Origin of the sequence: Nonomuraea sp. NPDC049158 (assembly GCF_040648335.1) — a bacterium.
Lineage (GTDB): Bacteria > Actinomycetota > Actinomycetes > Streptosporangiales > Streptosporangiaceae > Nonomuraea.
Map to the genome: position 1 here is coordinate 408081 of NZ_JBEZDM010000002.1, position 25725 is coordinate 433805.

24 protein-coding genes are annotated in these 25725 nt (G+C 71.1%); 14 read left to right on the forward strand and 10 right to left on the reverse strand.

Annotated features, from left to right (window positions below; translation table 11 throughout):
- Positions 1-107 precede the first annotated feature (107 nt).
- Positions 108-1112: a LacI family DNA-binding transcriptional regulator gene (locus tag AB0B61_RS06105; protein WP_358428705.1), complete on the reverse strand. Its 1005-nt coding sequence runs from the start codon at positions 1110-1112 to the stop codon at positions 108-110.
- A 213-nt stretch (positions 1113-1325) separates the two neighbouring features.
- Between AB0B61_RS06105 and AB0B61_RS06110 the strand changes: the two genes are divergently transcribed.
- Together AB0B61_RS06110 and AB0B61_RS06115 are read left to right on the forward strand one after the other, a co-directional pair.
- The gene (locus AB0B61_RS06110) at positions 1326-2186 is read left to right on the forward strand and encodes an amidohydrolase (RefSeq protein WP_358428707.1); all 861 of its coding nucleotides are present in this window, start codon (positions 1326-1328) and stop codon (positions 2184-2186) included.
- Positions 2183-2740 carry a cysteine dioxygenase family protein gene (locus tag AB0B61_RS06115; protein WP_358428710.1) on the forward strand — a complete coding sequence of 186 codons (558 nt, stop codon included), beginning with the start codon at positions 2183-2185 and terminating at the stop codon, positions 2738-2740. Before AB0B61_RS06110 ends, AB0B61_RS06115 begins: the two co-directional genes overlap by 4 nt.
- On the opposite strand, the gene AB0B61_RS06120 is transcribed toward AB0B61_RS06115, so the two are convergent.
- Positions 2691-3377: a (2Fe-2S)-binding protein gene (locus AB0B61_RS06120; protein WP_358428713.1), complete on the reverse strand. Its 687-nt coding sequence runs from the start codon at positions 3375-3377 to the stop codon at positions 2691-2693. The genes AB0B61_RS06115 and AB0B61_RS06120 overlap by 50 nt on opposite strands.
- Before the next feature lie 13 nt (positions 3378-3390).
- A complete protein-coding gene (locus AB0B61_RS06125; RefSeq protein WP_358428716.1) occupies positions 3391-4572 on the reverse strand; it encodes an MFS transporter in 1182 nt (393 codons plus the stop codon).
- An 81-nt stretch (positions 4573-4653) separates the two neighbouring features.
- On the opposite strand from AB0B61_RS06125, the gene AB0B61_RS06130 reads away from it, so the two are divergent.
- Positions 4654-5622, forward strand: a complete 969-nt coding sequence (locus AB0B61_RS06130; protein WP_358429327.1) for a LacI family DNA-binding transcriptional regulator — start codon at positions 4654-4656, stop codon at positions 5620-5622.
- On the opposite strand, the gene AB0B61_RS06135 is transcribed toward AB0B61_RS06130, so the two are convergent.
- Positions 5588-6880 carry an MFS transporter gene (locus AB0B61_RS06135; RefSeq protein WP_358428719.1) on the reverse strand — a complete coding sequence of 431 codons (1293 nt, stop codon included), beginning with the start codon at positions 6878-6880 and terminating at the stop codon, positions 5588-5590. The genes AB0B61_RS06130 and AB0B61_RS06135 overlap by 35 nt on opposite strands.
- Positions 6881-6995: 115 nt before the next feature.
- On the opposite strand from AB0B61_RS06135, the gene AB0B61_RS06140 reads away from it, so the two are divergent.
- From AB0B61_RS06140 to AB0B61_RS06180, 9 genes are all read left to right on the forward strand, one after another.
- A complete protein-coding gene (locus AB0B61_RS06140; protein ID WP_358428722.1) occupies positions 6996-8039 on the forward strand; it encodes a winged helix-turn-helix domain-containing protein in 1044 nt (347 codons plus the stop codon).
- A gap of 65 nt (positions 8040-8104) precedes the next feature.
- Positions 8105-9070: a sugar-binding domain-containing protein gene (locus AB0B61_RS06145; RefSeq protein WP_358428725.1), complete on the forward strand. Its 966-nt coding sequence runs from the start codon at positions 8105-8107 to the stop codon at positions 9068-9070.
- 237 nt (positions 9071-9307) lie between these two features.
- Complete coding sequence (locus AB0B61_RS06150; RefSeq protein ID WP_358428728.1) at positions 9308-10387, forward strand: sugar ABC transporter substrate-binding protein; 1080 nt, start codon at positions 9308-9310, stop codon at positions 10385-10387.
- 18 nt (positions 10388-10405) lie between these two features.
- On the forward strand, positions 10406-11197 hold the full coding sequence (locus AB0B61_RS06155; RefSeq protein ID WP_358428731.1) for an ATP-binding cassette domain-containing protein: 792 nt from the start codon (positions 10406-10408) through the stop codon (positions 11195-11197).
- Positions 11194-12429, forward strand: coding sequence for a sugar ABC transporter permease (locus tag AB0B61_RS06160; protein WP_358428734.1), 1236 nt, complete (start codon positions 11194-11196; stop codon positions 12427-12429). Before AB0B61_RS06155 ends, AB0B61_RS06160 begins: the two co-directional genes overlap by 4 nt.
- The gene (locus tag AB0B61_RS06165; RefSeq protein WP_358428737.1) at positions 12429-13904 is read left to right on the forward strand and encodes an FGGY-family carbohydrate kinase; all 1476 of its coding nucleotides are present in this window, start codon (positions 12429-12431) and stop codon (positions 13902-13904) included. Before AB0B61_RS06160 ends, AB0B61_RS06165 begins: the two co-directional genes overlap by 1 nt.
- Positions 13901-15364, forward strand: a complete 1464-nt coding sequence (locus tag AB0B61_RS06170; RefSeq protein WP_358428740.1) for an FGGY family carbohydrate kinase — start codon at positions 13901-13903, stop codon at positions 15362-15364. Before AB0B61_RS06165 ends, AB0B61_RS06170 begins: the two co-directional genes overlap by 4 nt.
- Positions 15361-15975, forward strand: a complete 615-nt coding sequence (locus tag AB0B61_RS06175) for a histidine phosphatase family protein (protein ID WP_358428743.1) — start codon at positions 15361-15363, stop codon at positions 15973-15975. Before AB0B61_RS06170 ends, AB0B61_RS06175 begins: the two co-directional genes overlap by 4 nt.
- On the forward strand, positions 15972-16991 hold the full coding sequence (locus AB0B61_RS06180; protein WP_358428746.1) for a 2-hydroxyacid dehydrogenase: 1020 nt from the start codon (positions 15972-15974) through the stop codon (positions 16989-16991). Before AB0B61_RS06175 ends, AB0B61_RS06180 begins: the two co-directional genes overlap by 4 nt.
- Here the strand turns inward: AB0B61_RS06180 and AB0B61_RS06185 are convergent.
- The 5 genes from AB0B61_RS06185 to AB0B61_RS06205 form a co-directional block, all read right to left on the reverse strand.
- Positions 16981-17838, reverse strand: a complete 858-nt coding sequence (locus tag AB0B61_RS06185; RefSeq protein WP_357643812.1) for a carbohydrate ABC transporter permease — start codon at positions 17836-17838, stop codon at positions 16981-16983. The genes AB0B61_RS06180 and AB0B61_RS06185 overlap by 11 nt on opposite strands.
- Positions 17835-18716 carry a sugar ABC transporter permease gene (locus AB0B61_RS06190; protein ID WP_357643810.1) on the reverse strand — a complete coding sequence of 294 codons (882 nt, stop codon included), beginning with the start codon at positions 18714-18716 and terminating at the stop codon, positions 17835-17837. Before AB0B61_RS06190 ends, AB0B61_RS06185 begins: the two co-directional genes overlap by 4 nt.
- Before the next feature lie 60 nt (positions 18717-18776).
- Entirely contained in the window at positions 18777-20075 is a 1299-nt protein-coding gene (locus AB0B61_RS06195) for an extracellular solute-binding protein (protein WP_358428749.1), read from the reverse strand.
- Between the two features lie 467 nt (positions 20076-20542).
- A complete protein-coding gene (locus tag AB0B61_RS06200) occupies positions 20543-21973 on the reverse strand; it encodes a penicillin-binding transpeptidase domain-containing protein (RefSeq protein WP_358428752.1) in 1431 nt (476 codons plus the stop codon).
- 35 nt (positions 21974-22008) lie between these two features.
- Complete coding sequence (locus AB0B61_RS06205) at positions 22009-22368, reverse strand: MerR family transcriptional regulator (protein ID WP_357643804.1); 360 nt, start codon at positions 22366-22368, stop codon at positions 22009-22011.
- A gap of 97 nt (positions 22369-22465) precedes the next feature.
- Between AB0B61_RS06205 and AB0B61_RS06210 the strand changes: the two genes are divergently transcribed.
- Entirely contained in the window at positions 22466-23389 is a 924-nt protein-coding gene (locus AB0B61_RS06210) for an aldo/keto reductase (protein WP_358428755.1), read from the forward strand.
- Positions 23390-23573: 184 nt separating this feature from the next.
- On the opposite strand, the gene AB0B61_RS06215 is transcribed toward AB0B61_RS06210, so the two are convergent.
- Positions 23574-24224, reverse strand: a complete 651-nt coding sequence (locus tag AB0B61_RS06215) for a TetR family transcriptional regulator (protein WP_357950523.1) — start codon at positions 24222-24224, stop codon at positions 23574-23576.
- A gap of 93 nt (positions 24225-24317) precedes the next feature.
- Between AB0B61_RS06215 and AB0B61_RS06220 the strand changes: the two genes are divergently transcribed.
- Positions 24318-25619 carry a GH1 family beta-glucosidase gene (locus AB0B61_RS06220; protein ID WP_358428757.1) on the forward strand — a complete coding sequence of 434 codons (1302 nt, stop codon included), beginning with the start codon at positions 24318-24320 and terminating at the stop codon, positions 25617-25619.
- Positions 25620-25725: the final 106 nt, after the last annotated feature.

Consider the following 25725-nt stretch of genomic DNA (forward strand, 5'->3'; position numbering starts at 1 on the left):
GCGCCTCCAGGAAGACGGCCGCTGACCGGCACAGACATCCCGCCGTTACGGCCCGCGGAAGACAGGCGACCAGTCACCACGACCCACCGACGACCGGCAGCCCGCCGCTACGGCTCATTCGCGACCGGCAGGCGCCCCACCGAGCCGCGTTCGCGAAGCGTCGGCTGCTGCACCACCCGGCGGCGCCGTGTGCCCCCGTCGGCCGCCGCCGACATCAGGCGGACCGCAGCCCGCACGATGCCGTCGATGTCCCAGTCCACCGTCGTGAGCCCCGGCGTGAGCAGGCCCGACATCGGGTGGTTGTCGTAACCCATGACCGAGACGTCGCCCGGGATCGACAACCCCAGCTCGGCCGCCGCCGCGTAGACGCCGTAGGCGATCGAGTCGGCGAAGCAGAACACCGCGCTCGGCCGGTGGGCGTCGAGGATGCGGTGGGCCGCGTCGGTGGCCGCCGCCAGGCCGTGGGGCGCGGTGGCCACCACGATGTCGAGGCCGAGGCGGTCGGCCTCGGCGGTGACGAGCACGTCGGCCGGGCGGTCGGGGGTGCTGGTCATGGTCGGCGTCAGGAGGGCGATCCGCCGGTGGCCCATGGCGTGGAGGTGCTCCAGCGCGAGGGTGACGCCGCGGCGGTTGTCGAAGACCACTTCGCCGGCCGTGCCCGCCAGTGAGTCGCCGATCGCCACCACCGGCAGCGACTCGCACAGCTCCGACCAGAACGGCGCCGCCGGATCGACGGGCTGCACGATCATGCCGTCGACTCGCTGGTCGCGCAGCTGCTGGGCCAGCGCCCGCTCGCGGGCCGGGTCGCCGACCGCGTCGAGGATCAGCGCGTAGCGGTCCTTCTCCCGCAGGCCCCGGCTGATGCCGACGGCCAGCGACTGCTGCCAGAGGTCCTCCAGCGAGCCGCAGAGCAGCCCGATCATGTTGGTGCGCCCGCTGGCCAGGGCCCTGGCGATGGGGTCGGCCTCGTAGCCGAGCTCGGCCGCGGCGGCGCGGACCCGCTCCATGGTCTCCTCGGAGACCTGCATGCCACGCAGCGCGTAGGAGACAGCAGCCGGCGACAGACCGGTCGCCTGGGCCACTTCCCGGATCGTCGCTCTCTTCCGTGGCATCTAGCCAGCCTATTGCGTGGCACCGACAGAAGCTCGCATGCCGAAGAGACCGCCGGCGGGGTTCGTCCCCCTCGGGGGGCATGCGGCCAACCGTTGACATTTGTCCGGTGAAGCGGTTCACTGAACCGTATCACTGAAACGGTTCACAGCCTCGAATCTCCAGCGTGATAGGTTTACCTTCAATACTAGTAGGAAATAGAGGGAGGTGTGGTCGTGATCATCGACATCCATCAGCATTTGTGGACCGGAACATTCGTCGAAGCGCTCCGCGCCCGGACCGCGCCTCCTTACCTCGACGGCTGGACGCTGATCCTCGACGGCGAGCCGCCCTACGAGGTCGACCCCGCCGACCACACGAACCGGGACGTCTCAGGGCTGGAGCTGGCCCTGGTCTCGCTGTCCAGCCCGCTCGGCATCGAGTTCCTGCCTCCGGAGGAGGCGTGGCCGCTGCTCGACGCCTACCACGAGGGCGCGCTCGGGCTGCCCGAGCCGTTCGGCGCGTGGGCCTCGACCTGCCACAGCGAGCCCGACCCCGAGCGCCTGGCCAAGGACCTCGACCGCGGGTTCGCCGGGCTGCAGATCCCGGCGACGGCCCTGCCCGACGACCGCCTGCTGGACGTGCTCACGGAGCGGGACCTGCCGCTGTTCGTCCATCCGGGCCCGGCCGCGGCCACGCCCGGCACACCGTCCTGGTGGCCCGCGCTCGTGCCGTACGTCCAGCAGATGCACGCGTCGTGGCACTACTTCCACGCGGTCGTCCGGCCGCGCCACCCCAGGCTGCGCGTGTGCTTCGCGCTGCTGGCCGGGCTGGCCCCGCTCCACTCGGAGCGACTGATCGCGAGGGGCGGCACGGGCCGCGGCCTGGTGGACCCCGGCTGCTTCGTGGAGACCTCCTCGTACGGCCCGCGCGCGATCGACGCGATCGTCCGCGAGCTCGGCGTCGACGTCGTGGTCAACGGCTCCGACGCCCCCTACGCCACCGCACCCGACCCGGGACTCGGCGAGGCAGCCGCCCACGCCATCCGGGTCACCAACCCCCGTCGTCTACTAGGCCGAAAGGAGACCCGTACGTGAGCGAGCAAATCCTCGAGCACCCCGGCATGAACCAAACCCAGGACGGGGGTGCCTGTGCTCAGCTCCCGGAGCGCACACTGGACCGGCGCGAGCTGCGCAAGCTGGTGAACGAGCTGGCAGCCAACCCGGCCGAGTGGCGCGAGCAGGTGGAGTTCCCCGCCGACGGCGGCCGGCACTACGCCTCGCTCTACCGTGACGCCTACGTCGACGTCTGGCTCCTGTGCTGGCGGCCCGAGGACGACACGGGCTGGCACGACCACGACATCTCCTCGGGCGCGGTCCACGTGGTTCAGGGCGCGCTGCTCGAGTGCAATCCGCGCATCGGCGGCGAGCACCTGGAGACCGTGGTGTCGGAGGGGCAGTCGTTCTCGTTCGGCCCGGACCACATCCACCGGCTCAACGGCGCCGTGGACAACAGCGTCTCGATCCACGCCTATTCGCCGCCGCTGTGGCGGCTCGGCCAGTACTCCATCGACGACACCGGCGTCATGCGCCGCGTCTCGGTCAGCTACGCCGACGAGCTTCGTCCGATGGACGACGCGGTGGTGGCCTGAGCACGCAGCAGCTCGCGCAGGGTTCCACGTCGGGCAGCGCGATCCACAGGCAGCAGGTCCTGCGGAAGTAGCCGTCGTCGGCGGGCTCGATCAGCCCGTCGACCGGCTTGCCGATCGCGGCCAGCAACGCCATGTAGTCACCCGCCACGAACTGCGTCAACGGGTGGGCGAACGCCTCCGCGGTCGAACCCCAGAGCGTCCGCTCACCCACTCTGGCCATCCGGCTGAGCACGCGGACGAGCGGCTCCTGCGACTCGGCCAGCGCCCGCCTGATCGGCGCGACGCCGGAGCCCCAGCTCACGCGGGAGGCCGCGATCGTCACCCCCGCCCCGGACACCTTGAAGTACGTCTCGGCCGGCCGCATGGTCGGCACCCGCCCGTCGAGCGCCCAGCCGAGCGCCATCGGCAACGTGTGCCAGTAGCCGTAGGTCTTCCAGAACAGCGCGGCACCGACGTGGCGCGGGGCGCTCCAGCGCGCCGCCGTCTCGTCGACCAGCTCTTCCAGCAGTGTGTACGGCGGGCGCAGCAGCTCCGAGGCGGCCGTCCAGGTCTCGTCCGGCGTGATGACCAGCTCGGGTTCGACCCCGATCACCCCGCCGCGCTCGTCGGCCAACTGCTGGAGCGCCTCCGTCAGCACGTGAATCCTTCCGCTACCGGTAAGCCTTGTCCAACGTAGCAGGGCGCCCCGCGAACCAGCCGGCCAGGAGCTGCGCCCCCAGCACCCCGAGCCCCGTCAGCAAGGGCACCGTCCACCCACCGGACACCTGCCTGAGCAGCCCGAACAGCACCGGCCCCAGCGCGGCCACCGCGTACCCCACCGACTGCGCCACCGACGACAGCGCGGTCACCGACGCCGGGTCGGGCGCGCGCAGCGCGATCAGCAGCAGCGCCAGCGCGAACGAGGCCCCCTGGCCGACCCCGAGCACGACCATCCACAGCCACGGCAGCCACGGCGCGGCGACCGGGGCCAGCAACATGCCGAGGTACCCGGCCACGGTCAGCAGCCCCGCCCCGATCACGAACGGCACCTGCGACGGCCGCCGCCCGGCCAGGATCGGCACGGCGAGCGTGGCGCCCACCTGGACCAGGTTCGTCACGCTGAGCAGGTAGCCGGCCTGGTCGGCGGGCAGGCCGGCATCATGGAAAATCGTCGGCAGCCAGGCCAGCAGCACGTAGAAGGTGAACGACTGCAGACCCATCAGCGCGGTCACGTACCAGGTGACCCGGCTGCGCAGCACCACCCCGAACGGCCGCGGCCCGCCCTGCGGCCCCGCCTGCCCGCGCAGCGCCTGCGGCAGCCAGAGCAGCGCGGCCAGCAGCGCCGGTGCGGCCATCAGCGCCGACATGCCGCGCCAGCCGTAGCCCGTGGCGTGCTCGACAGGGATCACCAGCGCCGAGGCGGTCGCGGCGCCGCCGACGATGGCGGAGCTGTAGACGCCGGTCATCAGGTTGACCCGGTCGGGGAAGTACTCCTTGGTGATGCCGGGCATGGCCACGTTCATCACGGCGATGGCGGTGGCCGCGATCGCCGAGCCCACATACAGCGCCGGGACGCCGTCCAGGCCGCGCAGCACCACGCCGGCGGCCAGCACGAGGAGGCCGGCGAGCAGCGTGCGGTCCAGCCCGATCCGGCGCGCGAGCAGCGGCGCGATCGGCCCGAACACGCCCAGGCAGACCACCATCACCGTGGTGATACCGCCGCCGGCGGCGGGCGTGAGGCCGACGTCGTTCATGATCTCGTCGAGGAGCGGGGAGATGCCGGCGATCGCGGGCCGCAGGTTCAGCGCGGCCAGCACGAACCCGGCGACGAGGAGTGCGGATCTCAACGACATAGAACCCCTACTCTCGCATAACGCCCTGACAACGTTGTCTGGCCGTCTTACTTGGGAAAGGATCCAAGGGTGAGACCGACGATGAAGGATGTCGCCACGGCAGCCGGGGTGGCGCTCAAGACGGTCTCGCGCGTCGTGAACGGCGAGCCGGGCGTCAACCCGGCGACGGCCGAACGGGTGCGCGAGGCCATCGACCGGCTGGGCTACAGCCGCAACGAGAGCGCCCGCGTGCTGCGCAGGGGCCGCACCGCGACCGTCGGGCTGGTCATCGAGGACGTCGCCGACCCGTTCTACGCGGGGCTGAGCCGGGCGGTGGAGGAGGTGGTCATCGTTGAGGGCTGCCTGCTGCTGAGCGGCTCGTCCGGCGAGAAGCCGGCCAGGGAGCGCGAGCTGGTACGCACGTTCTGCGCCCGCCGGGTCGACGGTCTGATCGTGGTGCCGGCCGGTGACGACCACTCCTACCTGCGTCCCGAGCTCGACGCCGGGACGCCCGCGGTGTTCGCGGACCGGCCGCCCGGGCCCGGGCTGGACGTCGACACCGTGCTCAGCGACAACGCGGGCGGCGCCAGGGAGGCCGTCGGCCACCTCCTGGCGCACGGCCACCGCCGGATCGCCATGCTCGGCGACCATCCGTCGATCTATACGGCGGCCGAGCGGCTGGCGGGTTACCGCGCGGCCCTCGGCCCGCTCTACGACCCCCGGCTGGTGGCGATGCACGCCCCGACGCCCGAGACGGTCCGGGACGACCTGGAGCGCATGCTGGCGCTCGACTCGCCGCCGACCGCCCTGTTCACCGGCAACGGGCGGCTCACTGTCACCGCGCTGCGCGCTCTGGGCGGGCGGCGGATGGGGCTGGTCGGGTTCGACGACTTCGAGCTGGCCGACCTGCTGACGCCCGGGGTGACGGTGGTGGCCCAGGACCCGGCCGGGATGGGCCGGGTGGCCGCCGAACTGCTGTTCCGCCGCCTGGCGGGGGACGGCGGCCCGGCGGAGCACGTCGAACTGCCGGTACGCCTCATCCCCCGCGGCTCGGGCGAACAACCTCCGTGACCTCCTCGGGCCCAGCGTCTCCGGCGGAGGTGGGGCGCGCGTCTCCGGCCGGGGCCGGGCGTAGTGCGCCGGACAGGGCCAGGGCGACGAGGACGCCCGCGACGCCCGCCGCGAAGATCGCCGTTCCCGGGCCGGTCGCCTCGCTCAGGACGCCGATCGCCGCCGCGCCGATCGCCTGCCCGGTCATCAGCCCGGCCGACAGCAGCCCGAACGCCTGGCCGCGTACCTCCTCCGGCACCGCGTCCACGAAGCGTCGCTGCAACCCGAGCTGGTAGGACACCCCGGCGGCGGACACGGCGGCCAGCACCGCCGCCCACGCCACGCCAGGCGCCATGAGGAAGGCCAGCCACGGCAGCCCGATCAGCACCGCCAGCGGCAGCGACAACCGCTCCCTGACCGCCGGAGCCGCGAACCGTCCCACCGTGAACTCCCCGACCGCCATCCCACCGGCCGCCGCCGCCAGCACCACCCCCGCCTGACCCTGGCCACCCAGATAGGGCACGACCATCGCCTCGGCCCCGGCCAAGCACATGCACGGCAGCCAGCTCGCCAGCAGCAGCCCCCGCACCCGCCGATCGACCATCAGCGACCGATTCACCCGCAGAGTCACCCGCACGGCCCCACCGGCCGCGCCGCGAGCCGCCGAGTCATCGCCGACCGCCGCGCCCCGGCCCGGACGGTAAGGCAGGCCGTACCGGAGCACCAGGGCGGCCACCGCCGAGAGCGCCGCAGTGACCGCCAGCGCCCCGCGCGGCCCCGTGGCCGCCAGGAAGGCGCCCCCCACGGCCAGCCCCGCGATCTGGGCGCCCGCCGAGGTGACCCCCATGAGCGACCGCGCCAGCACGAACGCGTCCCCGGGCAGCACGTCAGGCAGCAACGCACTGCGCGCCGCCCCGAACACCGGCGCGAACAGCCCCGTCACCAGCACCAGCCCGAGCATCACCGGCACCGGCAGCCCGGCGAAGGCCAGCAGCAGGCACACCACCACCCTGACCAGCTCGCCCACGACCATCACCGCCCGAGGCGGCAGCCGGTCGGCCAGCGAGAGCAGGAACATCCCGCCCAGGATGTACGGCAGCCACCCGGCCATGTACGCGGCGGCCGAGAGCCCGGGTGACCCCGTCTGCGCGTACACCAGCACCGACAGCGCCAGCATCTTGATCGAGTCCCCGGAGATCAGCAGCGCGAAGCTGCCGAACAGCACCCGGAACTCCCGTACCGCGAACACCTGCCCGAAGGTGGCCCCACGCTCGGTCAACCCGCACCCCCTGTTGAGTGAGAAGGGCGGCTCCGGAGGAAGGTCTCGGAGCCGCCGGTCACGATGCTGCGGGAGCACGCCCGGCGAGGGCGACTCTTTCGGATATAAACGAAAGGTGTTCAGGATCGAGGTCACCCCGCAGGACCTGGTGGCCAGCCGGTTCGCCATCTCGCCGCTGATCGAGACCATGCACGCGCAGTGGGTGCTCGAAGGGCGTACCAGGGCGGGCGCGCACCGGCGGTGGGTGGACAGGTGGCACGCGCGGTACAAGGAGCTCGCCGGTCGCCACCCCGCCCTGCGCGCCATGGCGGCGATCACCGGCAACAAGGGCACCGGCAACGTCGACTTCATCGCGCCGCCGCCCGCCGGGATGAGCGTGCCGTTCGAGACCGAACTGGCCGCCATGCGCACGACTCCGGTCGCTCAGGCGCACGCCGAGATCACCTCGGTCCTGGCCCAGCGGCCGCCCGTGCCGCAGTGGACCAGGGAACTGCTGCTCGGCCCCGGCGTCGTCCAGGTGCTGGCCGACGCCTACGAGGTGCTGTGGACGGAGATCCTGTCCGCGGACTGGCCGCGCTTCCAGGCGATCCTGGAGCGCGACGTGGTGCAGCGGGCGGGCCGGCTCGCCGCGTACGGCTGGGCGGCCGCGCTCGACGACCTGAGCGAGCAGGTCCGGTGGCACGGCGACGGGTACATCGAGGTCCGCATGGGCCAGAGCGACGAGCGGCACCGGCTCGGCGGCAAGGGGCTGCTGTTCCTGCCGTCGGCGTTCGTGCCCGCCGTGGGCGCCTATCTGGAGGACGCCTGGCCGTACGCGCTCACGTACCCGGCCCGCGGCACGGCCGTCGAGGCGCCCGCGACGGGCGCGGGGGCGGGCCTGGCGGTGCTGATCGGCCGCACCCGGGCCCGCATCCTCGCCGAGCTCGCCGTGCCCGCCACCACCACCCACCTCGCCGCCCTGCTCGGGCACAGCCTCGGCACCACCGGCGGCCACCTGGCCGCCCTGCGCCGCACCGGCCTCATCACGGGCACCCGTACCGGCCGCGCCGTCCTGTACGCCCGCACCCCACTCGGCGACGCCCTCGTAGCGGGAAACAACGAGAACACGGGTACGCGCGCGAGGACCGATGATAGTTCGGCAGACTCGATACCCCCTTGATCTGAGGGCACGAAGGTATAGTCGCATCTGTCCAGCACAATTGTTCAGGCCGAGGGAGCGCGCGCATGAAGGCCGCCGATGTCGCGCCAGAGGCGCAGGCCCGGTTCCCGCACGATCTCATGTACGCGGCAGCGACCCAGTACTACCTCGAAGACGCCACCCAGGCCGACATCGCCAAGCGGCTGGGCGTCAGCAGGGCGACCGTGAGCCGGCTGCTCACCGAGGCCCGCCGCCAGGGCATCGTCGAGATCAAGGTGCACCGGCCCGCCACCCTCGAGGACGGCCCCCTGGCCGCCAACGTGGCCGAGGCGCTGCGGCTGCGGCGCGTCCACCTGGTCCCCAAGGTCAGCGGCCCGGCGCTGGGCCCCTGGCTGGCTCCGGGGCTGGCCCGCGCTCTGGCCGGGGTCGGGCTGGAGTCGGGCGACGTGGTGCTGGTCTCGTCCGGCAGCACGGTGTACGAGTGCGCGCGTGAAGGGCTCGGGCAGTTCCCCGGCGTCACCATCGCACCGGCCGTGGGCGGGCAGGAGGAGCCGCAGCCGTGGTTCCAGACCAACGAGACCACCCGCATCCTGGCCGAACGCGTCGGCGGCGTGCCCAGCTACCTCTACGCGCCCGCGCTGCCGGGGCCCGAGCTGTTCTACTCGCTCCAGCACGAGCCGTCGGTGCGCAAGGTCATGGACCTGTGGGCGCACGCCAAGTGCGCCATCGTCGGCGTCGGCTCCGCGCCGCTGATGCGGCAGGTCGTGCCCGCCTTCATGCCGCGCGACGCGGAGAGCCTGCGCGAGGCCGTGGGCGACGTCTGCATGCGTGTCTACGACCGCGCCGGCGAGCCGGTCTCCTACCCGGGCAGCGAGCGCCTGGTGGCCCCCGGCCTGCACGAACTCCGCCGCATCCCGTCGTCGATCGCCGTCGCGGTGGGCGCCGAGAAGGTGCTGTCGATCATCGCGGGCGCCAGGGGCGGCTACTTCAACCAGCTGGTCACCGACGTCCTGACCGCCGAGGGCCTCCTCGCCGCGGCGCGCCGTTCCTGATAAACAGCCGACAAACCGGGAACGAACCCCAAACGACTACTTCTTGACCAAAAGCAGGCTCAGGCCCTGAACACTTTTGCTGGACAATTATTCAGACCTCGCGCTAGCGTGAGCCGCACCACAGGACGTGGCCGGTTGTGAGCGGCTTGTCTCCCGTGGCGTTTTCGGGGGAGCGACGCGATCAGCGAGTCCGTGAGGACGTAGTGAGTGAGGAAATATCCCGTGAAGAGAGTTCAGATGCGAACCTCCGCGTTCGCCGCGGTTGTAGTCATCGCAGGTTCGGCGCTGGCCGCCTGCGGCTCCGGTTCCACCGGCGGTGACAGCGGCTCCAGCGGCACCAAGGCGGGCGGCGCGGAGAACGCCAAGGTGGCCTTCCTCATGCCCGACCTCGCCTCCACCAGGTACGAACTGCAGGACAAGCCGCTGTTCGAGGCCAAGATGAAGCAGCTCTGCCCGAGCTGCACGGTCATCTACCAGAACGCCGACTCCGACGCGGCCAAGCAGCAGCAGCAGGCGAACTCGGCCCTGGCACAGGGCGTCAAGGCCATCGTGCTCGACCCGGTCGACTCGGCCGCCGCGGCCACGATGGTCAAGACGGCGCAGTCGCAGGGTGTGGCGGTCATCGCCTACGACCGGCCGATCCCGGCCACGCCCGCCGACTACTACATCTCGTTCGACAACGAGAAGATCGGCAACATGATCGCCCAGTCCCTGGTCGACCACCTCAAGAAGGAGAACATCCAGGGCGGCCTCCTGGAGGTCAACGGCTCGCCCACGGACGCGGCGGCCGGCCTGATCAAGAAGGGCATCCACAGCGCGATCGACCCGAGCGGCCTCAAGCTGCTGGCCGAGTACGACACGCCCGACTGGCAGCCGGAGAAGGCCCAGACCTGGGTCAGCGGCCAGATCACCCAGTTCAAGGACCAGATCGCCGGCGTGGTCGCGGCCAACGACGGCACCGGCGGCGGCTCGATCGCCGCGTTCAAGGCGGCCGGCGTGAAGGTGCCGCCGGTCACGGGCAACGACGCCGAGCCGGCCGCCGCCCAGCGGATCATCGCCGGTGACCAGTACAACACGATCTCCAAGCCGATCAAGATCGTGGCGGAGGCGTCGGCCGACGTCGCCTACCAGTTCATGCAGGGCAAGAAGCCCGCGGGCAAGACCACGCTCTACAACACGCCGTCCCAGCTGTTCGTCCCCACGGTCGTGACCAAGGAGAACATCAAGGCGGTCCTGTTCGACAGCGGCATCATGAAGGCCAGTGAAGTGTGCACCGGCGAATACGCCAAGGGCTGCGCCGACCTGGACATCAAGTAGGGCTAGGGAGGAGCGGCCTTGTCGCCCACACAGCAAGCGGACAGCGTTCTGTCCCTGCGGGGGATCAGCAAGACGTTCGGAGCGGTCGCCGCGCTCACCGACATCGAGCTCGATGTCGTGGCGGGCCAGGTCATGGCCATCGTCGGTGACAACGGCGCGGGCAAGTCGACGCTGGTCAAGATCCTGTCGGGGGTGCATCCGCCCGATTCGGGGACGATCACCTTCGAGTCGCGGGACGTCCACATCCCGACGCCGGCGGCGGCGCACAAGCTCGGCATCGCCACCGTGTTCCAGGACCTCGCCCTGTGCGAGAACCTCAACGTGATCCAGAACCTGTTCCTGGGCCAGGAGGTCCGCCCGCTCCGGCTGAACGACGTGGCGATGGAGACCCGTTCCTGGGACCTGCTCCGCCAGCTGTCGGCGAAGATCCCGAGTGTCCGCGTGCCGGTGGCCGCGCTCTCCGGCGGCCAGCGGCAGACGGTGGCCATCGCCAGGTCGCTGCTCGGCGACCCCAAGGTGATCATCCTCGACGAGCCGACCGCCGCCCTGGGCGTCGCCCAGACGGCGGAGGTGCTCAACCTGGTCGAGCGGCTGCGCGAGAACGGCCTCGGCGTCATCATGATCAGCCACAACATGGCCGACGTGCAGGCCGTGGCCGACACCGTGGCCGTGCTCCGGCTCGGCCGCAACAACGGGGTGTTCGACGTGGGCGCGGTCTCCACCGAAGAGATCATCGCCGCCATCACCGGCGCCACCGACAATGCGGTCTCCCAGCGCCAGGCGCGCCGCAAGGAAGGTCTGCCCTCATGAACAGCACGCTCACCACGGACCGCCAGGACGAGCGGCTGAGCGGGAACGAAGGGCTGCGCGGCGCGATCGCCGACGTGCTCGAGCGGGCCCGTGGCGGCGACCTGGGCGTGATCCCCGTCGTGGTGGGGCTCATCGTCATCTGGACGGTGCTGCAGATCCTCAACCCGATCTTCCTGTCCAGCGCGAACCTGGTGAACCTCACCCTGGAGTCGGCCGCGACCGGCATCATCGCGCTGGGCATCGTCTGCGTGCTGCTGGTCGGCCAGATCGACCTGTCGGTCGGCTCGGTCAGCGGCCTGTCGGGGGCCGTGCTCGCCGTGCTCTTCGTGAGCCGGGGGCTGCCGGTCTGGCTGGCCATCCTGGCCGCGGTCATCATGGGCGCGGTGATCGGCTGGGTGTACGCGCAGCTGTTCAACCGCTTCGGGGTGCCGAGCTTCGTCATCACGATGGCCGGGCTGCTGGCCTTCCTCGGGCTGCAGCTCTACGTGCTGGGCACCAAGGGCTCGATCAACCTGCCGTTCGACTCGGGCCTGGTGAACTTCGCGCAGCTCGACTTCGTACCGGCCTGGCTGTCGTACTGCTTCGCGGTGATCGCGGCCGTCTGGCTGTTCGCCAGCGGCTACCTGCACGCCCAGGAGCGGCGGCGCGCCGGGTTGTCGGCCAGGAGCCTGTCCATGCTGCTCGTCAGGAGCGCGGCGCTGCTGGCCGTGCTGGCCTTCGTGGTCTACTACCTCGGGCAGACCCGCGGCATCGGCTGGATGTTCGTCTTCTTCGTGGCGCTGGTGCTGATCATGCACTACATGCTGTCGCGTACCAAGTGGGGGCGGGCCGTCTACGCGGTCGGCGGCAACGTGGAGGCCGCGCGCCGCGCGGGCATCAACGTCAGGGCCGTCTACACCTCGGTGTTCGTGCTCTGCTCGTCGTTCGCGGCGGTGGGCGGCATCCTCGCGGCGGCCCGGCTGGCCGCGGCGAACCAGAGCAGCGGCTCCGGCGACGTCAACCTCAACGCCATCGCGGCGGCCGTGATCGGCGGGACGAGCCTGTTCGGCGGGCGCGGCACCGCCTTCGGCGCGCTGCTCGGCATCATCGTCATCCAGTCGATCTCCAGCGGGCTGACCCTGCTCAACCTCGACTCCTCCATCCGCTTCGTGGTCACGGGCATCGTCCTGCTGCTCGCGGTGGTCGTCGACTCGATCGCCCGCAAGTCGCGGACCTCCCACGGACGCGCCTGATGGCGGTCATCTGCGTCGACGCGGGGACCACGGTCATCAAAGCCGTCGGGTACGACGAGACGGGCGCCGAGACGGCCGTCGCCCGGCACGGCACCACCGTCTCCAGGCCCGCGCCCGGCCAGGCCGAGCAGGACATGGACGCCGTCTGGGACGCGGTCGCCGGCACGGTCCGCGAGGTCGCGTCCCGGCTCGGCACCGCGCCGGACTTCATCGCCGTGACCGCGCAGGGCGACGGCTGCTGGCTGGTCGACGCGGCGGGCCGGCCCACCGGTCCGGCGATCCTGTGGAACGACGGCCGGGCCGCCGCCACGGTCGACCGCTGGAACCGCTCGGGGCTGGCCGCCGACGCCTTCCGCGTCAACGGCTCCTCCGCCGCCTCCGGTCTCCCCCACGCCATCCTGACCTGGCTGAACGAGCACGACCCCGACCGGCTGACCCGCTCGGCCGCCAATCTGACGTGCGGCGGCTGGATCTTCTCCCGGCTGACCGGCGAGCTGGCCGCCGACGAGTCCGACGGCTCGGCCCCCTTCATGGACCTGCGCACCCGCGCCTACTCCTCCGCGCTCCTGGCCATGTTCGGCCTGGAGTGGGCCGATCGCCTGCTGCCCGAGCTGCGCGACGACACGCGCCGGGTGGGCGCCCTGACGCGCGAGGCCGCCGAGCTCCTCGGGCTGCCCGCCGGGACGCCGGTCGTGATGGCGCCCTACGACATCGCCGCCACCGCGATCGGCGCCGGCACCGTGGGCCCCGGTCAGGCGTGCAGCATCCTGGGCACCACGCTCTGCACGGAGACCGTCGTCGAGCGGCCCGACCTGGACGGCGAGCCCGTCGGCATCACGATCGCGATGCCCGACGGCTACCTGCGCGCCTTCCCCACCTTCGCCGGGACCGAGGTCCTCCAGTGGGCCTGCCGGCTGCTCGGCCTGGACGGCCCGGCCGAACTGGGCGAGCTGGCCGCCACCGGCCCGCCGGGCGCGGGCGGGCTGTCGTTCCAGCCCTACTTCTCCCCCGCCGGTGAGCGCGCGCCGTTCTCCGATCCGCTGGCCAGGGGCGCCTTCCTCGGCCTGTCCTTCGAGCATGGGCGCGAGCACGTCGCCCGGGCCGTGCTCGAAGGGCTCACGCTGGTCATCCAGGACTGCCTGGCCGCCTCCGGTGAGGGGCCGCACGAGCTGCGGGTGTGCGGCGGCGGCTCGGCCAGCGCGCTGTGGCTGCGAATGATCTCCGACGTCACCGGCCTGCCGGTCTTCCGATCGGGCGACGCCGAGGTCGGCGCCAGGGGCGCCTTCCTGGTCGGCCTGGTCGCCACGGGCGCGGCCACGAGCATCGAGGCCGCGGCCGACCGGTTCGTCCGGTTGCGGGATGCCGTACGACCCGAGTCCGGCGCGTACGGCACGGCGTACCAGGACTTCCTGACCCTGCGCGAGACCAGCGCCCGAGCATGGCCGCTGCTCGCCGAGATGCGGGGGCGCTCGTGAGCGTCTGGATCGGTGTGGACCTGGGCACGCAGAGCGTCCGGGCGATGGCCGTCACGGACGGCGGCGAGGTGCTCGGCGCGGCGAGCAGGCCGCTGACCAGCCACCGCGACGGGCCCCGGCACGAGCAGGACCCTGAGGAGTGGTGGCGCCAGCTCGCCGCCGCCACTCGCGAGGCGCTGCGCGAGGTGCCGCCGGAGCGGATCCGCGGCGTCGCCGTGGCCGCGACCTCGGGCACGATCCTGCTGACCGGCCCCGACGGCACCCCGCTGACCCCCGGTCTGATGTACGACGACCGGCGGGCGGCGGCCGAGGTGGCCCGGATCGACTCGGTCGGCGCGGCCGTCTGGCAGCGGCTCGGCTACCAGCGCATGCAGGCCAACTGGGCGCTGCCCAAGCTGCTGTGGCTGCTGCCTGACGCCCCGCCCAGCGCGCGGCTGGCGCACCAGAACGACTTCGTCAACCGGCGCCTGGTCGGCCGCGACGTGGCCACCGACCTGAGCAACGCGCTCAAGACCGGCGTGGACCTGATCGAGGAGCGGTGGCCGTACGAGGTGTTCGACGAGCTGGGGGTGCCCGCCGAGGCACTGCCCGACGTCGTACGGCCCGGCACCACGCTCGGCACGGTCTGCGCCGAGGCCGCCGCGAGCACCGGCATCCCGCTCGGCACCCCGGTGATCGCCGGGACCACCGACGGGTGCGCGGCGCAGCTCGGCGCCGGAGCCATGACGCCGGGCAGCTGGAACTCCGTCATGGGCACCACCCTGGTGCTCAAGGGCGTCACCAGGGAGCTGATCCACGACCCGCTGGGCGTCGTCTACTCGCACCGCGCGCCGGACGGCGCGTGGCTGCCGGGTGGCGCGTCGAGCACGGGCGCGGGGGTGCTGACCCGCGAGTTCGCCGGACAGGACCTCGACGCGCTGAGCGCCCAGGCCGCCGCCCGCTACGGTCCCGCCGCCACCCCCACCAGCGCCGGGGAGCCGGTCGTCACCTATCCGCTCGTGTCGCGCGGGGAGCGGTTCCCGTTCGTGGCGCCCGAGGCCGAGGGGTTCACGCTCGGCCGGCCCGCCGACGACGTCGAGCGCTACGTGGCGATCCTGCGCGGCGCGGCGTTCGTCGAGCGGCTCTGCTTCGACTATCTCGACCTGCTGGGCGCCCCGGCGGACGGGGAGATCGTGCTGACCGGCGGAGCCACCAGGAGCGCCTACTGGACCCAGCTGCGCGCCGACGTCCTTGGACGTCCCGTCACGCTGCGGGAGAACGCCGAGCCCGCGCTCGGCATGGCCGTACTGGCCGCGGGAGACAAGGGCGACGCGGCCGGGATGATCCGCACCCGCGCGGTCGTGGACCCGGCCGGACCCCGCATGGACGAGACCTACCTACGCTTCGTCACCGAACTGGAAGGACGCGGCTGGCTGCCCGCGAGCGCCGCCGACCACGCCCGTGAGAGGACCGCGCCATGACCCACATCGCACTGGTGCGCCACGGCGAGTCCGTCTGGCATGCCGAGAACCGCTACGCCGGGCTCAGCGACATCGAGCTGACCCCGCGCGGCCTCGACCAGGCCGGGCAGCTGGCCTCCTGGGCCGGCCGGGCCGGGCTGGCAGCCGTCTGGGCCTCCACCCTGAGCAGGGCCCGCATCACCGCCACCGCCAGCGCCGAGGCGGCGGGCGTCGAGCTGCGGGTGGACGAGCGGCTGCGGGAGCTCGACTTCGGCCAGGCCGACGGGCTGACCGCGGCGGAGATGTGCGAGCGCTTCCCCGAGGCCCGCGCCGCCTTCGAGGCCAATCCAGCCACGAACCCGCTGCCGGGCGGCGAGGATCCCAAGCTGGCGGCCGACCGGTTCACCGAGTGCCTGCGGGACATCGCCGCCGCCCATCCCGACAGCCGGGTGATGGTCGTCGCCCACACGACCGTCATCAGGATCGCGCTGTGCCGGCTCATGGGCGTGCCGCTGGATGAGTACCGGCGGCTCTTCCCGAAGCTGGACAACTGCGCCATCACCGAGATCCGCCCGCGGAACGGCCAGGTGGCGATCCTGCGGTACAACTCCCCGATTGGAGCTCTTCGTTGACCATCCGAGTCCTCGCCGCCGGCGACCACTTCGTCCAGAACCGCCTCTTCATCGACGCGCTCCGGCACGCGGTTCCCGGTGAGGTGGAGATCAGCGAGCTGACGCTGCCGTGGCCGGAGGTGCCGTTCGGCCGGGTGAGCGAGGTGGACGAGGCCTCCGATGTGGAGGACGAGCTGATCGAGGCGCTGCGCGGCGTCGAGATCTGCGTGACCCAGATGGCCCCCCTGACGAAGCGGGTGCTGGAGGCGTGCCCTGAGCTCAAGCTGTTCTGTGTCAGCCGGGGCGGCCCGGTCAACGCCAACCTGGACGCGGCCTCCGAGGCGGGGGTCGCGGTCACGTTCGCGCCGGGACGTAACGCCGTGGCCACCGCCGAGCACACGCTGGCCATGCTCCTGGCCGCCACCCGCCGCATCCCCCAGACGCACGCCGACCTGGCGGGGGGCGTCTGGCGGGGCGACTACTACACCTATGACAACGTCGGGCCCGAGCTGGAGGGCTCGACGGCGGGCCTGGTCGGCTACGGCGCGATCGGCCGCCGGGTGGCCCGCATGCTGGAGGGCTTCGGGGCGGAGGTCCTGGTCTACGACCCTTACGTGGAAATTTCAGGACAGGTGGAGTTGGCCGAGCTGCTCGAACGCTCCCAGTTCCTCTCCCTGCACGCGCGGGCCACCCCCGAGACCATCGGCATGATCGGCGCACCGCAGATCGCCGCGATGCCCCGGGGGTCCGTCATCGTCAACTGCGCGCGCGGCTCGCTGCTCGACTACGACGCCCTGTGCGACGCGCTGGACTCGGGTCACCTGTTCGGCGCGGCGGTGGACGTCTTCCCCGAGGAGCCCATCCCGGCGGGGTCGCGGCTCCTCACGACCCCGAACCTGGTGATGACCCCGCACCTGGCCGGCGCCAGCAAGGAGACGGCCATGAAGGCCGCCGAGATCGTCGCCGAGGACGTGGCCCGCTACGTCCGCAAGGAGCCGCTCAAGCACTGGGCCAACCCGGCGGCACTCATCCCTTGAGCGCGCCCGCCATCAGGCCGCGCATGAAGAACCGGCCGAGCAGCACGTAGATCAGCATCGTCGGCACCGACGCCAGAATCGCCGCCGCCATCTGCTGGCTGTACGGCGTGGCCTGGGCGCCGGCGATGTTGTTGAGCATGACGGTCGTCGGCCAGCTCGTCGGCCCGGTGAGGAAGACGGCGAACAGGAAGTCGTTCCACATCGAGGTGAACTGCCAGATGATCACCACCGCGATGGCCGGCGCGGACACCGGCAGCACGACCGACCAGTACGTACGCAGCATCCCCGCGCCGTCCACCCGCGAGGCCTCGATGAGCTCGTCCGGGATGGTGACGTAGTAGTTGCGGAAGATCAGCGTGCAGATCGGGATGCCGTAGACCACGTGCGCCAGCGTCAGCCCGGGGATGCCGCCGTAGAAGACGCCCTGCAGCCCGGTCACCTCGTTGAGCTTCACCAGGAGCTGCACCAGCGGGATCATCACCCCCTGGTAGGGGATGAACATGCCGAACAGGAACAGCGTGAACAGCAGGTCCGCGCCCGGGAAGCGCCATTTCGACAGCACGTAGCCGTTCATGGAGCCCAGCACGCAGGACAGCAGCGAGCCCGGCACGGCCAGCAGGACGGAGTTCCACAGGCCCGGGGCCAGCTTCTCCCACGCCACGCGCCACGCCTCGAAGGTCCAGGTCCGCGGCAGGTTCCACGCCTGGCCGGGGTCCGCCTCGGTCAGCGGCTTGAAGCTGGTGACCAGCAGGACGTAGATCGGGATCAGGAAGATCACCACGAAGGCGATCAGCAGGACGAGCCGCACCCCGCTGGACACCCGCCGGCGCCCGATCACCGCGGTCATGAACGCCTCTCCTTACGCACGGACCAGATCAGGTACGGGATGACGAAGATGGCCACGCTCAGCACGATGTACGAGGCGATGGTGGCGCCCTTGGCCGGGTCGTGGGAGTCGAACACCGCCACCCACATGAACACGGCGGGCACGTCGGTGATGATCTGCTTGCCCGACACCGCCACGATCAGGTCGAACACCTTGAGCGAGATGTGCCCGAGGATGATCAGCGCCGACAGCGTCACGGGCCGGAGCATCGGCAGCACGACGTACCGGTAGACGCCCCACTCGTTGCACCCGTCGACCCGCGCCGCCTCGCGCAGCTCCTCCGGCACGCCACGGAACCCCGCCAGGAACAGTGCCATGACATATCCGGACATTTGCCAGACTGCCGGAAGGGCCATCGCGGCCATCCCCCAGTCCGGATCCCGGAACCACTGCCACTGCGGCAGCCCGATCCAGTCGAAGAGCCGGTTGAGCCCGACCGCCCGCTGCTCCATCCCCGAGTTCATCAGCCACCGCCACACGATGCCGGTCGCGACGAACGAGATGGCCATCGGGAACAGGTAGATCGCCCGGAACGTCCCCTCGCCCCTGATCCCCTTCTCCATGAGGAAGGCCAGGAACCAGCCGAGCACCAGCGCGCCCAGCACGAACACGAGCGTGAACATGATCGCGTGCTGCACCGAGAGGTGCCATCGGGGCAGGTCCCAGATGTCGACGAAGTTCTTCAGCCCGACGAACTTGCCCTCGGACACCTCGTCGTGCTTGTCGGTCATGGCCAGCTGGAAGTTCCAGCCCAGCATGCCGTACACGAACACGCCGATCGCGATGATGGACGGCGTGACGAGGAGTAACCCAGGCAGCCAGGTGCGTGCCCGCCTCACAACATCCCCTCCAAGAGGTACGGCAGGCGCGAAAACGCCTGCCGTACCCAGGTGACTGTCTTACTGCGCGTTGGCCGTGGCGGCGTCGGCGAGCCCCTTCTGCAGGGCCGCGACGTCCTTGCTGCCGATGAACAGGCCGACCGCCTCGGTGATCGAGGCCAGCCACGGCTGGTTCACTGACACCCCGTGCTGGATGGAGCCGGCCAGCTTGTTGCTCGACCAGTCCTTCAGCGCGTCCGCCAGGTAGTCGGTGTAGAGCGACTGGTCGGCGTCCTTACGGGCGGGGATGGAGCCCTTCTTCGGGTTGAAGGCGTCCTGTCCCTCCTTGCTGGCCGCGACCTTGAGCCAGGCGATGGCCCCGTCACGGTTCTTGGCGCCCTTGGGCAGCGTGAAGCTGTCGGACAGCCACAGGTAGGTGCCCTCGGTGCCGGGAGAGGGCGCCCAGTCGAAGTCCTCCTTCGACTTCTTGCCCAGGCCGCCGTCCGGCGGGTTGTGGAAGTAGCCGTAGGCCCAGTCGCCCATGACGTTGAACGCGGCCTCGCCGTCGGCCACCTGCTTGGCCGCGGGCTGCCAGTCGTCCTGCGGGTCGCCCGCGTACGACATGATCGTCTTGAAGCTCTCCAGCGCCTTCTTCACCTCGGGACTGCCCCAGTTGGCGCCCGGCTTGAACAGCGCGTTGTAGGCGTCGGTGCCGAGCGAGCCGAGCAGCACGCTCTCCATCAGGTGCACCACGGTCCACTCCGAGCCGATGGACAGCGGGATCTTGCCCTTGGCCTTGACCTTGCCCAGGTCGGCGATGAACTCGTCGATCGACTTGGGCGCCGCCGCGATCCCCGCGTCCTTCAGCAGCTTCGGGTTGAACCACAGCACGTTCGACCGGTGGATGTTGACCGGCACCGAATAGATCTTGCCCTCCACGCTGATCTGCTTGATCAACTCGGCGGGGAAGACGTCCTTCAGCTTCAACTCGTCATAGAGGGAGTTGAGGTCCTCCAGGTCGCCCGCCTTGATGTAGCCCTGCAATTCGGCGCCCGCGTGACCCTGGAAGGTGTCCGGCGGGGTGTCCGCCTGCAACTTCGACTGCAGCAGCGCCTTGGCCTTGTCGCCGGAGCCGCCCGCGACCGCCGCGTCGAAGAAGGTGTAGTTCGGGTTCTCCTTCTCGAAGATCTCCCGCATCGCCTTCAGACCGTCGGCCTCACCCGGCCCGGTCCACCACGAGAACACCTCGACCTGCTTCTTCTCGCCGCCACCCGTGGCCTGCGGGCTCGCCGTTGCGCCGCCGCCGCTACCACCGCAGCCGGCCAGGCCGAGCACGCTCGCCATAGTGATCGCGACGGCCGCCAACCACCGTCGTCGCATCGCACACCGTCCCTTCGAAACCCCGAGTGGTGAAGGTTGACAACGTTGTCAGTAGGGCAATCAACCCACTTCGCACTTGGAGCCGTCAAGGCATGTGCTGGTAACAGGTCCGCATAGGCGCGACGACCAGCAGATGGTGGGCGGGCCCGAGCCCTGCGCGGCTCGAGCCCGCTGTCACGCGTCCGGAACCAGACCCCCACCCCTCCGAGGAGGCCAAGCTCCGCCTGGACACGCGACGCCCCATTGGATCGAGCCACGACGCCCCCTGACTGAGAGGCGAGATCGCAAGGTGCGGTCGATCACATGCAGAACGTTAGACATGTGGACGGCACGCCGCATGCGTCGAGATGGCCATTCGAGGATGTAACCGTTCGACCCCGGAGATGTGTAGAGAGGTCTGTGCAGCGCGCTATGTAGGGGAGAAGAGTGCCGAGGTCACCCCGGTGAGCGCGGGTCGGCGTACCGCTTCAGGACAGTGCCGCCTCCAGGACGGCGCGGGCGACGAGGGCGGCGGTCGACGGGGCGGCGTGCTCCAGGATCACGCCCACGGCCACCTCCGGTGTGTCCGCCGGGGCGAACGCCGTGAAGAGCGCGTGATCCTCCCCTACCCCCGACTTGGCCGCCACCTCCACGCCCGGGATGGCGGCCGCCGTACCGGAACCGCCGGCGCCGGTGACCGTGAGCATCATCGAGGTGAGCTGGTCGGCCAGGGCGGCGGGCATGGTCATCCGGTACGGCGCCGGGTCGGCCCGGTCGATGAGCGAGCCGTCCGGAAGGCGTACGTCCTCCACCAGGTACGGGCGCATGAGGATGCCGTGGTTGGCGACGGCGGCCGACAGCATGGCGATCATCAGCGGGGTGACCCGGACGTCATGCCGCCCGATGGCCGACAGGGCGGTCTGGGCCCGGTCCATGTTCGGGGGGTAGGTGCTGGCGGTGACCCGCAACGGAATCGTGAGGCCGCGGTCGTTGAAGCCGAACGCCTCCGCCTGGTCGCGCAGGATGTCCTGCCCCAGCTGGAGGCCGATGCCGGCGAAGGCGGTGTCGCAGGAGGACCGGAAGGCGACCGGCAGCGTCGGATGGGCATCGCCGCAGGCCCCGCCCGTGACGGGCAGGTAGGCCGTGCTGCCGGGCAACCGCAGCCGGGCGGGGGCGTCGACCCGCGAGGTGGGCGAGTACTCGCCCGACGACAGCGCGGCGGCCGCGGTGACCAGCTTGAACGTGGAGCCGGGCGGATATCTCAGGCTGACCGCCCGGTTGAGCAGCGGCCCGGTGGGGTCGCCGCGCAGCCGCCGGTCCGTCTTGGCCAGCTCGGCGGGGTCGGCGGTGGTGTAGGCGTCGGGGTCGTACGACGGGTAGCTGGCCAGGGCGAGGATCGCGCCGGTCGCCGGGTTGACGGCGACCGCGGCGCCCGGCCGGCCCGCCGCCTTGAGGCTCTCGTACGCGGCCGCCTGCGCGCGGTCGGTGATCGTGAGCCGGACGTCGGCGCCGCGGGCCCTGCCGTGCCTGACGAGCGAGCGGACCTGGATCCTCGGGTCGTCGCCGGACAGGACGTCGTCCGCGGCCCCCTCGATGCCCGTGGTCCGGTTGAGCGAGGCCGTCCCGGTCACGGGGGCGTACAGCTCGCCGTGGGGGTAGACGCGGCGATACGCGTACGGCCCGTGGACCGTCGCCCGGCTCATGGCGACGGTCGTGCCGTCATAGGTGAGGATGTCGCCGCGCGGATGGTCGAACCTGGCGATGGCCAGGCGCTGGTTGCGCGGATCGGCGTTGAGCCCCCGCGCCCCGAACCCCTGGATCACCGTGATGTTGGCCAGCACCGCGAACAGCAGCATCGCGCACCCCTTGGCGACGCGGCGCAGCGGGATGTTGATCCGTTTCGCCCTGGGTCCGGCCATGGTCCCGGTCTAACAACCGGACCCCAAAGGCAGGGCTAGACGACTCTGCGGTAGTAGGAAATCTTGTCGTGGATGTAGCGCTGACGCTCGGTGAGGTTGGCGATCTGGTCCTGGACGCGGCCGTCGTGCTCCTCCAGGAGCTTGATGCGGTCGGCGATCGTGTGGTCGCCCTGCCGGACCAGGTCGGCGAAGCGGAGCATCTCGGCGATCGGCATGCCGGTGTCACGCAGGCAGCGGATCGTGCCGAGCCAGCCGACGTCCTCCTCGGTGAACCTGCGCTGACCTGCGGCGTTGCGGCCGACGGGCTCCAGCAGGCCGATCTTCTCGTAGTAGCGCAACGTGTCCAGGGTGAAGCCGGTCTCCTCGACCACTTCCGCGGGTGTGTAGACGCTCACGGCAGAAGCATCGCACCTGGAGCCGACTCCAGGTCAACTCATTCGCGGTAGCGGCCGGCTTGACATGGACCGCGCTCCAGCTTCCACGATCACCACCATGAACATCGCACTGGGCACGATCCCGTTCGGCACCGCGGTCGACGAGAAGGACACCTTCGCCATTCTGGACCGGTTCGTCGAGGCCGGGGGCACCATGCTGGACACGGCCAACTGCTATCCGTTCTGGGTGCCGGGGTGCACCGGCGACGAGAGCGAACAGGCCATCGGCTCCTGGCTCGCGGCGCGCGGCAACCGGGACCGGGTGTTCCTGAGCACGAAGACCGGCGCCCGGCCCACCGTCCCCGGCGACGACACGCTCGCCTCGGCCGAGGGACTGTCCGCCGCCGCCATCGGCAAGGCGATCGAGGGCAGCCTGCGGAGATTGCGGACGGACTACATCGATGTGTATTGGTCGCACATCCAGGACCGCTCCGTACCCCTGGAGGAGACCCTGGGGGCATTCGACGACCTGGCCCGGCAGGGCAGGATCCGCAGCGCGGGGGCCAGCAACATGGCCACCTGGCGGGCCGAGCGGGCCAGGAACCTGTCGGCGGCGCGGGGCTGGCTGCCGTACACATGCCTGCAGCTGCGGCACACCTACCTGCGCCCTCGACCGCTCACCCGGCCGACCGAGGGAGGCCACATGCTGGCGACGGACGAGACGCTGGATTATGTACGCGACGAGCCCGACGTGACGCTGTGGGCGTACAACACGCTGATGGCGGGCGCCTACACACGGGCCGATCGCCCGATCCCCGACATTTACCACCATCCAGGTACGACCCGGCGGCTCGCGGTGCTGCGTGAGGTGGCGGCGGAGGTGGGGGCGACGCCCAACCAGGTGGTGCTGGCCTGGCTGCTGGCCGACGGGCACGTCCCGATCGTCGGCGTCTCCACGATGGCCCAGCTCGACGAGGCCCTGGGTGCGGCGGACGTACGGCTGGACGACGAACTGCGCACCCGTCTGGACGCGGCGTGCTGAGACCGATACCGCGGTGGCTGTGGCTGTTGCCCGGGTGGTCGCGGGAGCGCTCCCGCGAAGTGCCGCGAGGGCGATTGGTGCTGGCGGGAGGCGGCCGTGGCTGGTCGAGGACATCCCCCAGACCGCTCGCCCTTCCCGCTAGCGGACCCGCGCCACCACCGGGCCCCGTCCGGCGGGCGGGCGGTCAGGGCAGATGGTCGGCCAGGTAGCGGTGGACCAGCTGCTTGCACTCGGCGATCAGATCGGAGTCACCGTCGGGACGCACCCGGAACGCCAGCTTGAGCACCGCGTCCGTGGCCTCGACCGCCACCAGCAGGGCGCGGTCGAGCCCCGGCCCGACAGGCGCGTCGAGCAGGTCGACGGTGAGGGCCCGCAGCCGGTCGGCGACCACGACGTTGTTCTCCAGCGCGGCGTCGAGCATCCGGTCGGTGCCCTTGAGCGCCGGCCCGCCCGGCGCCGTCAGCACCTCCCCGAAGTCGACCACCGCGAACCCGGGAGTGGTCCGCTTCATCACCACGAACTCGTCGATGGCCAGGTCGACCAGGTCGGTCCAGTGATCCAGACCGGACTCGGCGATCCGCTCCGTGAGCCGCTCGGTGATGCGCTGCAGGAAGGCGTCGAGGTTGCGCAGGGCCAGCGCTCGCACCAGGCCCTGCTTGTCGGAGAAGAACTGGTAGAACGTGCCTATCGGCACCTCGGCCCGGCGCGCGACCTCTTTGGTGGTCAGCGCCTCGTAACCGACCTCGTCGAGCAAATGTGCGCACTCGTCGAGCATCCGTTCGACTCGCTCCACGCTGCGGCGTTGGGCTGGACGCCGGCGCAGGGTACTCGTCATGCCCCCCATCTTGGCGTATTACCGCCAGGTAGGGTTCCCCGAGCCTCCGCGAGTTAACATGAGTGCCACTCGGATGATCGCTTAGGAGTGCGCATGTTCCTGTGGGGTACGGCCACGGCCGCCTACCAGATCGAGGGCGCCGTCAAGGATGACGGCAGGGGCGCCTCCGTCTGGGACACCTTCGCCCACGAGCCGGGCCGCGTCCGGGACGGGCACACCGGGGACGTCGCGTGCGACCACTACCACCGCTGGCCCGAGGACGTCGCCCTCATGGGCGACCTGGGCGTCAACGCCTACCGCTTCTCGATCGCCTGGCCCCGCGTGCTGCCGCTGGGCACGGGCCGGGTGGAGCCGAGAGGCCTCGACTTCTACGACCGGCTGGTCGACGGCCTGCTGGCGGCGGGGATCGCGCCGGTGCCGACCCTGTTCCACTGGGACCTGCCGCAGGCGCTGCAGGACATGGGCGGGTGGATGAACCGCGATATTTCCTACTACTTCGCCGATTACGCGGCGATAGTGGCCGAGCGCCTCGCCGACCGGGTGCCCATGTGGATCACGCTGAACGAGCCGTTCGTGCACATGGCCTTCGGGTACGGCATGGGCGTCCACGCCCCCGGCCAGGCCCTGCTGTTCGACGCCCTGCCCGTCGCCCATCACCAGTTGCTCGGCCACGGCCTGGCCGTGCAGGCGCTGCGCGCGGCCGGGGCGCGGCAGGTGCTGATCACGAACAACTGCACCCCGGTCTGGCCCGTCTCGGAGGAGGCCGCGGACCTGACGGCGGCCGACGCCTACGACACCCTGCACAATCGCCTGTTCAACGACCCGATCCTGCTGGGCGAGTATCCGGACCTGAAGGCCATCGGCACCATGGACGTGGTCCGTGACGGCGACCTGGCCATCATCTCCGCGCCCCTGGACGGCCTGGGCATCAACTACTACAACCCCACCCGCATCGGCGCGCCCATGGACGACGGCCTGCCCTTCACCGACCACGGCATCACCGGCTACCCCACCACCGCCTTCGGCTGGCCGGTCGTCCCCGACGGCCTGCGCGAGCTCCTGACGGGCCTGCGCGCCAGGTACGGCACCGCGCTGCCGCCGGTGTACGTCACGGAGAACGGCTGCTCCCAGGACGACGTCCCCGGCCCGGACGGCACGATCGACGACCAGGGCCGCATCGCCTTCCTGGACGGCCACATCAGGGCGGTGGAACAGGCGGTGGCGGAGGGCGTCGACGTGCGGGGCTACTTCGTCTGGTCACTGCTGGACAACTTCGAGTGGGCCGAGGGCTACCACCAGCGCTTCGGCCTGGTGCACGTGGACTTCACCACCCAACGCCGCACGCCAAAGGCGTCATACGCTTGGCTCCGCGACCTCCTCGCAACCAAGCGCTAGAGCGGGACTCCCCCGAAGGGGGTGTCCCTCCGCAGGAACCCCCTTCGTCCGCCCCCGGAGGGGGTTCCTTTCCTAGGGACCCCCGCCACCACGGACCGTCGTTCCG